The 13,944-nt window shown below is 66.8% G+C and carries 10 protein-coding genes; 4 read left to right on the top strand and 6 right to left on the bottom strand.

Annotated features, from left to right (window positions below; translation table 11 throughout):
* The first annotated feature begins 151 nt into the window (after positions 1-151).
* The 3 genes from AC5P8Z_RS00775 to AC5P8Z_RS00765 are packed head-to-tail and all read left to right on the top strand — an operon-like array spanning position 152 to position 7,898.
* Positions 152-1,303, top strand: a complete 1,152-nt coding sequence (locus tag AC5P8Z_RS00775) for an efflux RND transporter periplasmic adaptor subunit (RefSeq protein WP_495227793.1) — start codon at positions 152-154, stop codon at positions 1,301-1,303.
* Positions 1,300-4,821, top strand: a complete 3,522-nt coding sequence (locus tag AC5P8Z_RS00770; protein ID WP_495227791.1) for an efflux RND transporter permease subunit — start codon at positions 1,300-1,302, stop codon at positions 4,819-4,821. The genes AC5P8Z_RS00775 and AC5P8Z_RS00770 overlap by 4 nt, the downstream gene beginning before the upstream one ends.
* Complete coding sequence (locus AC5P8Z_RS00765) at positions 4,818-7,898, top strand: efflux RND transporter permease subunit (RefSeq protein ID WP_286071710.1); 3,081 nt, start codon at positions 4,818-4,820, stop codon at positions 7,896-7,898. Before AC5P8Z_RS00770 ends, AC5P8Z_RS00765 begins: the two co-directional genes overlap by 4 nt.
* A 466-nt stretch (positions 7,899-8,364) precedes the next feature.
* On the opposite strand, the gene AC5P8Z_RS00760 is transcribed toward AC5P8Z_RS00765, so the two are convergent.
* The 6 genes from AC5P8Z_RS00760 to ykgO all read right to left on the bottom strand — a co-directional run bounded on the left by AC5P8Z_RS00760 (position 8,365) and on the right by ykgO (position 12,925).
* Positions 8,365-9,585 carry a TraB/GumN family protein gene (locus AC5P8Z_RS00760; RefSeq protein WP_495227789.1) on the bottom strand — a complete coding sequence of 407 codons (1,221 nt, stop codon included), beginning with the start codon at positions 9,583-9,585 and terminating at the stop codon, positions 8,365-8,367.
* A 4-nt stretch (positions 9,586-9,589) separates the two neighbouring features.
* On the bottom strand, positions 9,590-10,120 hold the full coding sequence (locus tag AC5P8Z_RS00755) for a GNAT family N-acetyltransferase (RefSeq protein ID WP_049429014.1): 531 nt from the start codon (positions 10,118-10,120) through the stop codon (positions 9,590-9,592).
* A 13-nt stretch (positions 10,121-10,133) separates the two neighbouring features.
* On the bottom strand, positions 10,134-11,021 hold the full coding sequence (locus tag AC5P8Z_RS00750; RefSeq protein ID WP_049442792.1) for a carbon-nitrogen hydrolase: 888 nt from the start codon (positions 11,019-11,021) through the stop codon (positions 10,134-10,136).
* Between the two features lie 225 nt (positions 11,022-11,246).
* A complete protein-coding gene (locus AC5P8Z_RS00745; protein WP_495227788.1) occupies positions 11,247-12,284 on the bottom strand; it encodes an agmatine deiminase family protein in 1,038 nt (345 codons plus the stop codon).
* A gap of 39 nt (positions 12,285-12,323) precedes the next feature.
* Positions 12,324-12,623 carry a hypothetical protein gene (locus AC5P8Z_RS00740; RefSeq protein WP_226053522.1) on the bottom strand — a complete coding sequence of 100 codons (300 nt, stop codon included), beginning with the start codon at positions 12,621-12,623 and terminating at the stop codon, positions 12,324-12,326.
* A gap of 176 nt (positions 12,624-12,799) precedes the next feature.
* Positions 12,800-12,925 (bottom strand): type B 50S ribosomal protein L36, encoded by a 126-nt coding sequence (gene ykgO, locus AC5P8Z_RS00735; protein ID WP_005409283.1) that lies wholly within the window; start codon positions 12,923-12,925, stop codon positions 12,800-12,802.
* A 197-nt stretch (positions 12,926-13,122) separates the two neighbouring features.
* Between ykgO and cmk the strand changes: the two genes are divergently transcribed.
* Entirely contained in the window at positions 13,123-13,800 is a 678-nt protein-coding gene (gene cmk / locus AC5P8Z_RS00730; protein WP_049454773.1) for a (d)CMP kinase, read from the top strand.
* Positions 13,801-13,944 lie beyond the last annotated feature (144 nt).

The following is a 13,944-nucleotide window of genomic DNA, read 5'->3' as shown; positions in this document are numbered from 1 at the left end:
CCCGAGTATAGCCTCAGGTTTCATCTAGCTGAAATGGGGTCGTTCCCACCGGTGGCGTGAAGGCACCATGACCTTTGGGATATGGTGTTGCCGTGAAGTGGTGCATTACTTTGCTACAACACCTGTCCACGCATCCATCAGGGACCTGACGATGTCGCACCCATTCTTCCTGTCCGGCCGTCGCAGCGGAATCTGCGCTGCCGCACTGCTGATCTCCACCTCCCTGCTGCTGGGCGGTTGCGCCGCAGGGCCCAATTCCGAAGCCAAGGCCGCCGAGACCAAGGAGGAGAAGAAGGTCGACGCGGTGCCGGTCGAAGTGGCGGTCGCCAGTCACCGCGCGGTCGCCGCCAGCTACACGGGTACCGCCGCGCTGGAGCCGCGCGCCGAGTCGCAGGTGGTCGCAAAGACCTCGGGCGTGGCGCTGGCGGTGCTGGTCGAGGAAGGCCAGCGCGTCACCGCCGGCCAGCCGCTGGTGCGCCTGGATCCGGACCGCGCACGCCTGGCCGTTGCCCAGAGCGAAGCGCAGATGCGCAAGCTGGAGAACAACTACCAGCGCGCTCAGAAGCTGGTGGGCCAGCAGATGGTCAGCGCCGCCGATGTCGACCAGCTGCGTTTCGACCTGGAGAACGTCCGCGCGCAGTACCGCCTGGCCACGCTGGAACTGTCCTACACCACGGTGGTGGCGCCGATCTCCGGCGTGATCGCTTCGCGCTCGATCAAGACCGGCAACTTCGTGCAGATCAACACCCCGATCTTCCGCATCGTCGACAACTCGCGGCTGGAGGCCACCCTCAACGTGCCCGAGCGCGAGCTGGCCACGTTGCGCGCCGGTCAGCCGGTAACCCTGGCCGCCGATGCACTGCCGGGCCAGAGCTTCACCGGCACCGTCGACCGCATCGCGCCGGTGGTGGATTCGGGCAGCGGCACGTTTCGCGTGGTCAGCGCCTTCGACGGCGCCGCGCACGCGCTGCAGCCCGGCATGTTCGGGCGCATCCGCATCGATTACGACCAGCGTGCCGATGCGCTGGTGGTGCCGCGCCTGGCGCTGCTCGACGACGGTGAGCCGGCGGTGTTCCGGGTGCGCGAAGGCAAGGTCGCACGCGTTCCGGTCAAGCTGGGTTACGCCGAGGGCCCGTGGGTGGAGATCCGTGATGGCCTTGCGGCCGGTGATCAGGTGGTCACCGCCGGCAAGGTCGCGCTGCGCGACGGCACCACGGTGCAGGTGATCGCCGATCCGAAGGCAAAGGCGAAGACGGTTGCAGCCGCCGCCAAGCCCGCAGACAAGGGCGGGAGCAAGCAATGACCGCCCCGGGCCACGACCACGGTGCCTCGCCGGCGAGCGACGGCGCCGCCGCCGGCATGCGCGGCGGCCTGGTGGAATTCGCCACCCGCCGCCGCGTGACCATCGCCATGTGCACGGTCACGCTGCTGCTGTTCGGCCTGATCGCACTGGGCAACCTCAAGGTCAACCTGCTGCCGGACCTGAGCTACCCGACGCTGACCGTGCGTACCGAGTACACCGGTGCGGCGCCGACCGAAATCGAAACCCTGATCACCCAGCCGGTCGAAGAAGCGGTGGGCGTGGTCAAGAACCTGCGCAAGCTGAAGTCGGTCTCGCGCACCGGCCAGAGCGACGTGGTGCTGGAGTTCGCCTGGGGCACCAACATGGATCAGGCCAGCCTGGAGGTGCGCGATAAGATGGAAGCGCTGAACCTGCCACTGGAGGCCAAGGCCCCGGTGCTGCTGCGCTTCAATCCTTCCACCGAACCGATCATGCGCCTGGTGCTGTCGAACAAGGTGGCACCGGCCAGCGATGCCGACGCGATCCGCGAGCTGACCGGCCTGCGCCGCTATGCCGATGAAGACCTGAAGAAGAAGCTGGAGCCGGTCACCGGCGTGGCAGCAGTGAAGGTGGGCGGCGGCCTGGAAGACGAGATCCAGGTCGACATCGACCAGCAGAAGCTGGCGCAGCTGAACCTGCCGATCGACACCGTCATCAAGCGCCTGAAGGACGAGAACATCAACATCTCCGGCGGTCGCCTGGAGGAGGGCTCGCAGCGCTTCCTGGTGCGTACCGTCAACCAGTTCGCCGACCTGGAGGAGATCCGCAACCTGCTGGTCACCACCCAGGCATCGAACGGCAGCGCGGCCGACTCGGCCATGCAGCAGATGTTCAACATCGCCGCGTCGACCGGTTCGGCGGCGGCCATCGCGGCGGCATCGGCGGCGCAGAGCGCGTCGTCCGGCGGCAGCTCCAGCGTGGTCGCCAACGGTGTGCCGGTGCGCCTGAAGGACGTGGCGACCGTGCGCCAGGGCTACAAGGAACGCGAAGCGGTGATCCGCCTGGGCGGCAAGGAATCGGTTGAACTGGCCATCTACAAGGAAGGCGATGCCAACACCGTGTCCACCGCCGAAGCGCTCCGCAAGCGCCTGGAGCAGATCAAGGGCACGTTCCCGACCGATGTCGAGATGACCACCATCGAGGACCAGTCGCGCTTCATCGAGCACGCCATCGCCGACGTCAAGAAGGATGCAGTGATCGGTGGCCTGCTGGCGATCCTGATCATCTTCCTGTTCCTGCGTGATGGCTGGAGCACGTTCGTGATCAGCCTGTCGCTGCCGGTCTCGATCATCGCCACGTTCTTCTTCATGGGCCAGATGGGCCTGAGCCTGAACGTGATGTCGCTGGGCGGCCTGGCGCTGGCCACCGGCCTGGTGGTGGACGACTCGATCGTGGTGCTGGAGAGCATCGCCAAGGCCCGCGAGCGTGGCCTGGGCATCCTGCAGGCGGCCATCGTCGGTACCCGCGAAGTGAGCATGGCGGTGGTCGCCTCGACCCTGACCACCATCGCGGTGTTCCTGCCGCTGGTGTTCGTCGACGGCATCGCCGGCCAGCTGTTCCGCGACCAGGCACTGACCGTGGCGATCGCCATCGCGATCTCGCTGCTGGTGTCGATGACCCTGATCCCGATGCTCAGCTCGCTGAAGGGACGGCCGCCGCTGGCGTTCCCGGAAGAGGCGCCGAACGAACCGTGGCAGCCGCAGAACCGCTGGCAGAAACCGGTGGCGCTGGGTCGTCGTGGTGCCGTCGCAACCGCGCGCTGGAGCTTCTATGCGCTGGCCTGGCTGGTCGTGCGTGCGTGGCGTGGCGTGGTGGCGGTGGTCGGCCCGGTGATGCGCAAGGCCAGCGACCTGGCGATGAAGCCCTATGCCGGTGCCGAGCGCGGCTACCTGCGGCTGCTGCCAAGCGCGCTGGCCCATCCGGGCAAGGTGCTGGGCGTGGCCACGATCATCTTCGTGGCGACCATGGCGCTGGTGCCGATGCTCGGTGCCGACCTGATTCCGCAGCTGGCACAGGACCGTTTCGAAATGACGGTGAAGCTGCCGGCCGGCACGCCGCTGAAGCAGACCGATGCGCTGGTGCGTGAGCTGCAACTGGCCCACGGCAACGGCGAGGGGGTTGCCTCGCTGTATGGCGTCAGCGGCAGCGGCACCCGCCTGGATGCCAGCCCGACCGAGAGCGGCGAGAACATCGGCAAGCTGACCGTGGTGATGGAAGGCGGTGGCAACGCGCGTACCGAAGCGGAGATCACCGAGCGCCTGCGTGACACCATGGGCCAGCATCCGGGTGCGCAGGTCGACTTCGCGCGGCCGGCGTTGTTCAGCTTCTCCACGCCGCTGGAAATCGAGCTGCGCGGGCAGGACATGGCGACGCTGGAAGTGGCTGGCCAGCGCCTGGCGGCGATGCTGCGCGGCAATGCGCACTACGCCGACGTGAAGTCCACGGTGGAAGAGGGCTTCCCGGAAATCCAGATCCGCTTCGACCAGGAGCGTGCCGGTGCACTGGGCCTGACCACCCGCCAGATCGCCGATGTGGTGGTGAAGAAGGTGCGCGGCGACGTGGCCACCCGCTACAGCTTCCGTGACCGCAAGATCGACGTGCTGGTGCGGGCGCAGGAAGGCGACCGCGCCAGTGTGGAGAGCATCCGCCGGCTGATCGTCAATCCGGGCAGCACCCGTCCGGTCACGCTGGACGCAGTCGCCGACGTGGTCGCCACCACCGGCCCCAGCGAGATCCATCGCGCCGACCAGACCCGCGTGGCCGTGGTCTCGGCCAATCTGCGCGACATCGACCTGGGCGCTGCCATGCGCGAAGTGCAGCAGATGGTGGCCGAGCAGCCGCTGGGCGCGGGCGTCGGCCTGCACATCGGCGGCCAGGGCGAGGAGCTGGCGCAGGCGGCGAAGTCGCTGATCTTCGCCTTCGGCCTGGCGATCTTCCTGGTCTACCTGGTGATGGCCTCGCAGTTCGAGTCGCTGCTGCATCCGTTCGTGATCCTGTTCACCATCCCGCTGGCACTGGTCGGCGCGATCCTGGCGCTGATGCTGACCGGCAAGCCCATCTCGGTGGTGGTGTTCATCGGCTTGATCCTGCTGGTCGGCCTGGTCACCAAGAACGCGATCATCCTGATCGACAAGGTCAACCAGCTGCGCGAGGCCGGCGTGGCCAAGCATGAGGCGCTGGTAGAGGGCGCACGTTCGCGCCTGCGGCCGATCATCATGACCACGCTGTGCACGCTGTTCGGCTTCCTGCCGCTGGCGGTGGCGATGGGCGAGGGCGCCGAAGTGCGCGCGCCGATGGCGATCACCGTGATCGGTGGCCTGCTGGTGTCGACCCTGCTGACCCTGCTGGTGATCCCGGTGGTGTACGACCTGATGGATCGCCGCGGCGATGCCTATTACCGCGAGCGCGGCCGCACGCACGCCGGTGAGATCGAGCCGGGTGCGGCGGGCACCGCGGCGGGTGCGGAGGAACCGGCATGAGTGTTGCCGAGTTCTCCATCCGCCGCCCGGTCACCACCATCATGTGTTTCGTGTCACTGGTGGTGATCGGCCTGATCGCCTCGTTCCGGCTGCCGCTGGAAGCGCTGCCGGACATCTCCGCGCCGTTCCTGTTCGTGCAGATTCCGTACACCGGTTCAACCCCGGAGGAAGTGGAGCGGACCATCATCCGCCCGGTGGAGGAATCGCTGGCGACGATGACCGGCATCAAGCGCATGCGTTCGTCGGCCACCTCCGAAGCGGCGCTGATCTTCATCGAGTTCAGCGACTGGGACCGCGACATCGCCATCGCCGCCTCCGATGCCCGCGAACGCATCGATGCGATCCGCAGCGACCTGCCCGATGACCTGCAGCGCTACAACGTGTTCAAGTGGTCCAGCAGCGACCAGCCGGTGCTGAAGGTGCGGTTGGCCAGCACCACCGACCTGACCACCGCGTACGACATGCTCGACCGCGAATTCAAGCGGCGCATCGAGCGTATCCCCGGCGTGGCCCGCGTCGACATCACCGGCGCGCCGCCGAACGAAGTCGAGATTGCCATCGACCCGAACCGCCTCAACGCGCATGGGCTGAGCATCAACGAACTGAGCGAGCGCCTGCGCACGCTGAACTTCTCGATCTCGGCCGGGCAGATCGACGACAACGGCCAGCGCGTGCGCGTGCAGCCGGTGGGCGAGATCACCGACCTGCAGGAAATGCGTGACCTGGTGATCAACGCCAAGGGCCTGCGCCTGGGCGACATCGCCGACGTGCGCCTGAAGCCTGCGCGGATGAACTATGGGCGGCGCCTGGACGGCAACCCGGCGGTCGGCCTGGACATCTTCAAGGAGCGCAGCGCCAACCTGGTGGAGGTGTCGCGCGCGGCGCTGGCCGAGGTCGAAGCGATCCGCGCCGAAGCGTCGATGCGCGACGTCCAGATCAAGGTGATCGACAACCAGGGCAAGGCGGTGACGTCCTCGCTGCTGGAACTGGCCGAAGCCGGTGCGGTCGGCCTGATCCTGTCGGTCACCGTGCTGTTCTTCTTCCTGCGCCATTGGCCGTCCACGCTGATGGTGACCCTGGCCATCCCGATCTGCTTCACCATCACCCTGGGCTTCATGTACTTCGTCGGGGTGACGCTGAACATCCTGACCATGATGGGCCTGCTGTTGGCCGTGGGCATGCTGGTCGACAACGCCGTGGTGGTGGTGGAGAGCATCTACCAGGAACGCGAGCGCCTTCCGGACCAGCCACGCCTGGCCTCGATCATCGGCACCCGCAATGTGGCCATCGCCCTCAGTGCGGGCACCCTGTGCCACTGCATCGTGTTCGTGCCGAACCTGTTCGGCGAGACCAACAACATCAGCATTTTCATGGCGCAGATCGCCATCACCATCTCGGTCTCGCTGCTGGCGTCGTGGCTGGTGGCGGTCAGCCTGATCCCGATGCTGTCCGCGCGCATGGCCACGCCCAAGCTGCTGCACTCGCAGACCGGCGTGATCGCGCGCCTGCAGCGCCGCTACGCCCGGCTGCTGGACTGGTCATTGCGCCATCGCGGCTGGAGCCTGCTCGGCATCGTGCTGGTGGTGCTGGTCAGCCTGGTGCCGATGAAGCTGACCAAGGTCGACATGTTTGGCGGCGAAGGTGGCAAGGACATCTTCATCGGCTACATGTGGAAGGGCGCCTACACCTACCGGCAGATGTCCGAGGAAGTGGCGCGGGTGGAGAACTGGATCGACGCCAACCGTGAACGCCTGCACGTCAAGCAGGTCTATTCCTGGTACAGCGAACAGGAAGGCAGCTCGACCGTGGTCACCCTGGACGAAAAGTACGCCAAGGACATCAAGGCGCTGCAGGAAGAGCTGCGCAAGGGCCTGCCGAAGTCGGCGCGGACCGACTACTTCGTCGGCAACCAGGGCGGTGATGGCGGCGGTGGCGGCAACCAGGGCGTGCAGGTGCAGCTGGTCGGAGATTCCAGTTCGATGCTGCAGGAGATCGGCCAGGAAGTGGTGCCGCTGCTGGCCCAGCGTGCCGAGCTGCGCGACGTGCGCATCGACAACGGCGAGAAGGGTGGTGAGCTGAAGGTACGTGTCGACCGCGAGCGTGCGGCGGCGTTCGGCTTCAACGCCGAGCAGGTGGCCAGCTTTGTCGGGCTGGCGCTGCGCGGTGCACCGATGCGCGAGTTCCGCCGTGGCGACAACGAAGTGCCGGTGTGGGTGCGTTTCGCCGGTGCCGAGCAGAGCAGCCCGGAAGACCTGGCCGGTTTCAGCGTGCGTACCGGCGATGGCCGCAGCGTGCCGCTGCTGAGCCTGGTCACCGTTGACGTCGGCTCGTCGGCCACCCAGATCGGTCGCACCAACCGCCAGACCACGCTGACCATCAAGGCCAACCTGGCCGAGAAGGTCACCGCGCCGGACGGTCGCAAGGCGATGGAGTCGGTGCTCAAACCGATGAACTTCCCGGCCGGCTATGGCTACACCTTCGATGGTGGCGACTACGGCAACGATGACGAGGCCATGCAGCAGATGGTGTTCAACCTGCTGATCGCGCTGGTGATGATCTACGTGGTGATGGCGGCGGTGTTCGAGTCGCTGCTGTTCCCGGCGGCGATCATGAGCGGCGTGCTGTTCTCGATCTTCGGCGTGTTCTGGCTGTTCTGGATCACCGGCACTTCGTTCGGGATCATGTCCTTCATCGGCATCCTGGTACTGATGGGCGTGGTGGTGAACAACGGCATCGTGATGATCGAGCACATCAACAACCTGCGGCGCGGCGGCATGGGCCGGACGCAGGCACTGGTGGAAGGCTCACGCGAGCGGTTGCGCCCGATCATGATGACCATGGGCACGGCGATCCTGGCGATGGTGCCGATCTCGCTGACCAATACGCAGATGTTCGGCAACGGCCCGGAGTACGCACCGATGGCGCGCGCGATTGCCGGCGGCCTGGCGTTCTCGACCGTGGTCAGCCTGCTGTTCCTGCCGACGATCTACGCCGTGCTGGATGACCTGCGCAATGCCGTGACGCGGCTGATCCGACGCGCGCGCGGCCTGGAGGTCGTGGCGGGTACCCCGGTGTAGTGGTCGAGCTTGCTCGACCGTAATGCGCGGCAACGTGTTGTGGTGTGGGGGAGGCCGGTCGTAGTGGGGCGGCCTCCCCCTTTTTTTCGTTCGCCGCGTGTGTTTTCCCATGTAGAGCCGAGCCCATGCTCGGCTGCTGTTCGCCACATCGCGGCGCCGCGCGAGCATGGGCTCGGGCGCAACAGATGCCGTGCCGATGTAGAGCCGAGCCCATGCTCGGCTGCTGTTCGCCGCGTCGCGGCGCCGCCCGAGCGTGGGCTCGGGCGCTACAGACTCCGCGCCCATGTAGAGCCGAGCCGATGCTCGGCTGCTGTTCGCCGTGTTGCGGCGCCGCCCGAGCGTGGGCTCGGGCGCTACAGATGCCGTGCCCAGGTAGAGCCGAGCCGATGCTCGGCTGCTGTTCGCCACATCGCGGCGCCGCCCGAGCATGGGCTCGGGCGCAACAGATTCTGTGGCCGGTTGAGGTTTACCCCGCGACCTTGCCCCACACCTTGAACGTGGTCAGCCACAGGCCGAGCATGCTGCCGATGTTGGTCAGCATGAAGGTCAGCACCACGCGGGTGACGCGATTGCGGTACCAGCCTTTCAGGCTCTGCGCATCGTCGCGCAGCTTGAGGAAGTCTTCGTAGGCCGGCTTGCGCAGGCGCGCTTCCACCAGCGCCGAGAACGCGCCGGTGGGGATGCTCAGGCGGAACGGCTTGAACGGCGCCACCGCGATTGCAGTGAGGATGCTCAGGGGATGGCCGCCGGCCAGCAGGCAGCCCAGGCCCGCCAGGCCGCCGGTATACATCGCCCAGGTCGCCAGCAGTTCGGTACCGACGCCGAGCCCGCCGCGGTAGAAGCCCACGCCGATGCCGGTCGCCACGATCGCCAGGATGCCCAGCGTGAACCACGGAATGTTGCGCTTCTTCGGTACTGCTTCCAGCTCGGCGCGCAGCGGCGCCGGTGCCTCGGTGTCGGTTTCCAGGTAACGCGCCAGCCCTGCAAGGTGGCCCGCACCGACAACCGCCAGCACTTCACGCTGCTGCGGGTTGTGTTCCTCGCGCAGGCGCGTGGCCATGTAGCGGTCGCGTTCGCCGATGATGGTCTCGTACAGCGCCGGGCTCTCGCTGGCGAACTCGCCGAAGCTCGATTCCAGCATGTCGCCCTGCTTGAGCTTCTCGATCTCGTTTTCGCCCACTTCCTCGGACGAGAACAGGCCAGCGCCGAGCCCCGCGACCAGCTTCAGCTTGCCGAAGAAGCCCAGCCGCTGCGAGGCACGGCGGAAGGTCAGGCCGACCTCGCGGTCGATCAGGTGCACGGGCAGGTCGCGTTCGCGGGCCAGTTCCACCGCGCGCTTCAGTTCGGCGCCTGGCTCGATGTCCAGCTGTTCGGCCAGGCGTCGCTGGTAGGCGGACAGGGCCAGGTTGGCGGCGAACAGGGCAACGCGACCCTTGCGGATCACCTCGACCAGGTCGAGCTTGGCCAGCGTGTCCGGGTCGCTTAGTGCCTGCAGGCGCTGCGGGTCCAGCTCGACCGCCACCGCGTCGAAACGGCCGCTGTCGATGGCTTTCTCCACGGCTTCAACGCTGGCGCGCGAAACATGGGCGGTGCCCAGCAGGGTGTAGCGCACGCCGTCGCGTTCGATGACGCGCACCGGCTGGCCGGCGAACAGATCGTCGCCGGTTTCGGGAAGGGTTTCGGTCATGGGTTCATTCATTGGAAGGTGCGGTGTCGGCGCCGTCGCCGAGCGCGCGCTGCATCTGCACGGTATCCAGCCAGCGGCCGTGCTTGCGGCCGAGGCCACGGAACACGCCGACCAGCTCGAAGCCGAACCGTTCGTGCAGCTTGATTGAAGCGGTATTGGTCGGTTCGCCGATCACCGCCACCATCTGCCGGTAGCCACGCGCCACGCAGGCGTCGATCAGGGCCTGCAGCAGGCCGGTGCCGACGCCCTTGCCCTGGAAGCGGGCATCGACGTAGACCGAGTTCTCCACGGTCCACTGGTACGCGACGCGGGTGCGGTAGGTGTTGGCATAGGCATAGCCGGCCACCTGGCCGTCGATCTCGGCGACCAGGTAGGGGAAACCACGATCGATGATGTCGCGCATGCGGCGCAGCATCTCGGTCGCATCCGGGATGTCGTACTCGTAGGTGTTGACGAAGTCGGTCACTTCCACCGCGTAGATCGCGGTGATTGCGTCGATGTCGGCCGGGCCGGCATCACGGATGAGGACGGCCATGCGCGGCTCCGGCTCAGTCGATGTAGCGCTTGAGCAGGTCGCCGTACGCGTCGATGCGACGGTCGCGCAGGAACGGCCAGATGCGGCGCACGTGCTCGCTGCGCTGCAGGTCGACATCGCACAGCAGAACCGTGGCATCGGTGCCGGCTTCGGCCAGGAACTCGCCCTGCGGGCCCAGCACGTGGCTGTTGCCCCAGAACTGGATGCCCGACGCACCCAGCGGTGAGGCTTCATGGCCGACGCGGTTGCAGCTCAGCACCGGCAGGCCGTTGGCCACGGCATGGCCGCGGTGGCTCAGCACCCAGGCGTCGCGCTGGCGGGTCTTCTCGTCCTGCACGTCGTCCGGGTCCCAACCGATCGCGGTCGGGTAGAGCAGCAGTTCGGCACCGGCCAGCGCCATCAGGCGCGCCGCTTCCGGGTACCACTGGTCCCAGCAGACCAGCACGCCGAGGCGACCCACCGAGGTGTCGATCGGCGTGAAGCCGATGTCGCCCGGGGTGAAGTAGAACTTTTCGTAGAAGCCCGGATCGTCCGGGATATGCATCTTGCGGTACTTGCCGAGCAGCGTGCCGTCCTTCTCGAACACCACGGCGGTGTTGTGGTACAGGCCAGCGGCGCGGCGTTCGAACAGCGAGCCGACCAGCACCACGCCATGCTTCTTCGCCAGCGCGCCCAGGCGCTCGGTGCTCGGGCCCGGAATCGGCTCGGCCAGGTCGAACTCGTCCACCGACTCGTGCTGGCAGAAATACGGACCGTTATGCAGTTCCTGCAGCAGCACCAGCTTGGCACCCTGCGCAGCCGCCTCGGCCACGCGTGCTTCGATCACCGCCAGGTTGGCGGCGGCATCACCGTGGTTGCGCTCCTGGATCAGGGCGACGGTAAGGGGGCTGCGCGAGTTCATGCGGGGCGTTCCTGCGGGGGAAAACCTGCATGTTAGCGCGGATGGGCGGCAACGGCGTGTCGCGCGCTGAATGGGCCGGTGTTGTAGAGCCGAGCCCATGCTCGGCTGCGTTCTGCTCCGGTTGCGCGAGCGCCCCAGCCGAGCGTGGGCTCGGCTCTACAAAAGGCCAGTCGAGCATGGCTCGACTCTACAAAAGCGGCGCCGGGCGGGGCCCGACGTCATCCATCAGGCCTTCAACAGCCCTGCCGGCAGCTGCATGGTGATGCAGTGCAGGCTGCCGTTCTGCCAGATCAGCGAGCGGCAGGGCACCTGCACGATCTCGCGGCCCGGGTGCGCCTGCGCCAGCACGTCGCGGGCCTGGTCATCGGCCGGATCGCCATAGGCCGGCATCAGCACCGCACCATTGACGATCAGGTAATTGGCATACGACGCGGCCAGGCGGCGGCCCTCGTCGATCACCGGCTGGGCCCACGGCAGCGGGAACAGGCGGTACGGCTGGCCATCCTTCGTGCGCAGCGCGGCCAGTTCGTTGCCCATTGCCTGCAGCTCGGCGTAGTGCGAGTCGCTCTCGTCGTCGCAGGCCTGGTAGACGATGCTGTCGACCGAAGCGAAGCGGGCGAGGGTGTCGATGTGCGCGTCGGTGTCGTCGCCTTCCAGATAGCCGTGGTCCAGCCACAGCACGCGGTCCTGCTGCAGCCAGTCGGCCAGGTCGGCGCTCAGGCTGTCGCGGTCGCGGTCCGGGTGGCGCTCGTGCAGGCACTTCCAGGTGGTCAGCAGGGTGCCTTCGCCGTCGGTTTCGATGCCGCCGCCTTCCAGCGCAAACGGGATGCTGCGCACTGGCGCGTCGTTGAACACGCCGGCCTGGTCGAGCACCCCCACCAGCTGGTCATCCAGGGTGGCATCGAACTTGCCGCCCCAGCCGGTGAAGCGGAAGTCCAGCAGCTGGAAACCGCCGTCGGCGCGGCGCAGGGTGATCGGGCCGGAGTCGCGCAGCCAGGTATCGTCGTAGGCGGCCGTGGTGAAGTGGACCTTGCCCATGTCGATGCGGTTGGAGCGCAGCCGCATTTCGGCATAGGTCTCCACATCGTCGTCGGCCACGCAGATCAGTACCGGCTGGAAGCGGGTGATGGCCGCGACCAGGGCGATGTAGGTCTCTTCCACCTGGCCCAGGCGGTCGGCCCAGTCGGTGTCGGCGGTGGGCCAGGCAATCAGGACGCCGCTCTGGGCTTCCCACTCGGCAGGAAAACGAAGGGTCTGGTTCATGGTCTCGCTACACAGGCCCGCCCACGGCGGGTAAAGGGATCAACGGATCGGCGGTTTCGGGCCGATTTCGTTCGGGTCCGCCTGGTTGGCCACCACGTCGATCACCTTCTGCTTCTCGAAGTAGACGGTGAACTGCGGGTACACCCAGCGGTTGATGGTCGGCCATTGCCGCTTCTGCCCGCCGCGCGGCTGCAGCTGTTCGCTCGGCGCGCCGAACTGCGCCTGCACCTGCTGCATGCTCTGGCCGCGCACGGGCAGGGCACCGGCCGGCTTCTCGCGGGCGCGGTCGACAAGCAGGGTATCGGCCATCGCCGGCGTAGCGGCGGCCAGGGTGGCCATCACGGCCAGGGCGGACAGGTAACGCTTCATCTCGATCTACTCCCCAGTGGTCAAGAAAGGCGATTACAGCAAAAACGGCAGGAAAAAGCCGCATAAACAAAAAACCGCCCGAAGGCGGTTTCTTGCATCGGGTCGGCCCCGCGTAGGGCCAGCCGCAGCCGCGAGGGCTGTTGGGCTTAGCGCTGACGCGCCTTGAAACGCGGGTTCGACTTGCAGATGACGAAGATCTTGCCGCGACGACGGACGACCTTGCAGTCGCGGTGACGGGCCTTCGCCGACTTCAGGGAGGACAGGACTTTCATGGCATACCTCGGCGTAAACAGTAGTTGTTCGGGTGGAGCGTGGCCGCGATATGCGAAAGACAATCGGCAGTTGACGCTCGTTCAAGCCCGCCATTCTACCGGGCTTTTTGTCGATGTTTCAAGTGGTTGCACGAAAGTCGCCGCGCGGGGCCTCGGGCAGGGGCTAGAATGACCCCTTCACACGCTCTGGGAACCCCATGAATCCACTCGCTCCCGTCCTGACCATCGACGGCCCTTCCGGGGCTGGCAAGGGTACCATCAGCCGCATCATCGCGCGCCGGATGGGCTGGCATTACCTGGATTCGGGTGCGCTTTACCGCGCAGTGGGCGTGGCCGCGAGCTGGGCCGACATCGACACCTCCGACGCCTCGGCGCTGGTGCGCTGCACCTTCGACACCCATGTTCAGTTTGTTGAACGGGGCGAGTCAATGCGGGTCATGGTCAACGGCACCGATGCCACCGACGAGCTGCGCCTGGAGACCACCGGCGCCCTGGCCTCGGCCATTGCCGCCATTCCCGAGGTCCGCGCGGCCCTGAAGGAGCGCCAGCGCGCATTCAGGGAGCTGCCCGGCCTGGTCGCCGACGGCCGCGACATGGGCACGGTGATCTTCAAGGACGCCCCCTACAAGGTCTTCCTGACCGCCAGTGCCGAGGAGCGCGCCGAGCGCCGGCATAAGCAGTTGAAAGACAAGGGGGTTTCTGTTAACTTTGATGACCTCCTGCGCGAGATCATGGCCCGCGACGCCCGTGATGCTCAGCGTACCGTGGCGCCGCTGAAGCCGGCAGACGATGCTGTCCTCATCGACACCACAGGCATCGGCATCGATGATGTCGTTGCCCGAGTGATGGATCTGCTTCCGGTTCCGGCTGCCTGATCCGTTCGTGCGGGAGCACTGCCAGCTGCATCGGTGGTGGTTGCGCAAAGCAGTGCTGTACCAGCTCCGCCGCGCAATGATGCGTGGCGGTTTTCCTACTACACACGACCTGCGTTTCCGGGGTCGACCAACAGGCGGGCGGTC

The organism is Stenotrophomonas sp. YJH_SMC_17 (assembly GCF_059371655.1).
The sequence above is the reverse complement of the archived record's forward strand: the minus strand, read 5'-3'. Positions and strand labels throughout refer to the sequence as shown.

Coding starts and splice junctions, on each gene's coding strand:
- AC5P8Z_RS00770 (WP_495227791.1), top strand. CDS start 1,300: ATGACCGCCCCGGGCCACGACCACGGTGCCTCGCCGGCGAGCGACGGC.
- ykgO (WP_005409283.1), bottom strand. CDS start 12,925: ATGAAAGTCCTGTCCTCCCTGAAGTCGGCGAAGGCCCGTCACCGCGAC.
- cmk (WP_049454773.1), top strand. CDS start 13,123: ATGAATCCACTCGCTCCCGTCCTGACCATCGACGGCCCTTCCGGGGCT.
- AC5P8Z_RS00740 (WP_226053522.1), bottom strand. CDS start 12,623: ATGGCCACCCTGGCCGCCGCTACGCCGGCGATGGCCGATACCCTGCTT.
- AC5P8Z_RS00775 (WP_495227793.1), top strand. CDS start 152: ATGTCGCACCCATTCTTCCTGTCCGGCCGTCGCAGCGGAATCTGCGCT.
- AC5P8Z_RS00745 (WP_495227788.1), bottom strand. CDS start 12,284: ATGAACCAGACCCTTCGTTTTCCTGCCGAGTGGGAAGCCCAGAGCGGC.
- AC5P8Z_RS00750 (WP_049442792.1), bottom strand. CDS start 11,021: ATGAACTCGCGCAGCCCCCTTACCGTCGCCCTGATCCAGGAGCGCAAC.
- AC5P8Z_RS00755 (WP_049429014.1), bottom strand. CDS start 10,120: ATGGCCGTCCTCATCCGTGATGCCGGCCCGGCCGACATCGACGCAATC.
- AC5P8Z_RS00765 (WP_286071710.1), top strand. CDS start 4,818: ATGAGTGTTGCCGAGTTCTCCATCCGCCGCCCGGTCACCACCATCATG.
- AC5P8Z_RS00760 (WP_495227789.1), bottom strand. CDS start 9,585: ATGACCGAAACCCTTCCCGAAACCGGCGACGATCTGTTCGCCGGCCAG.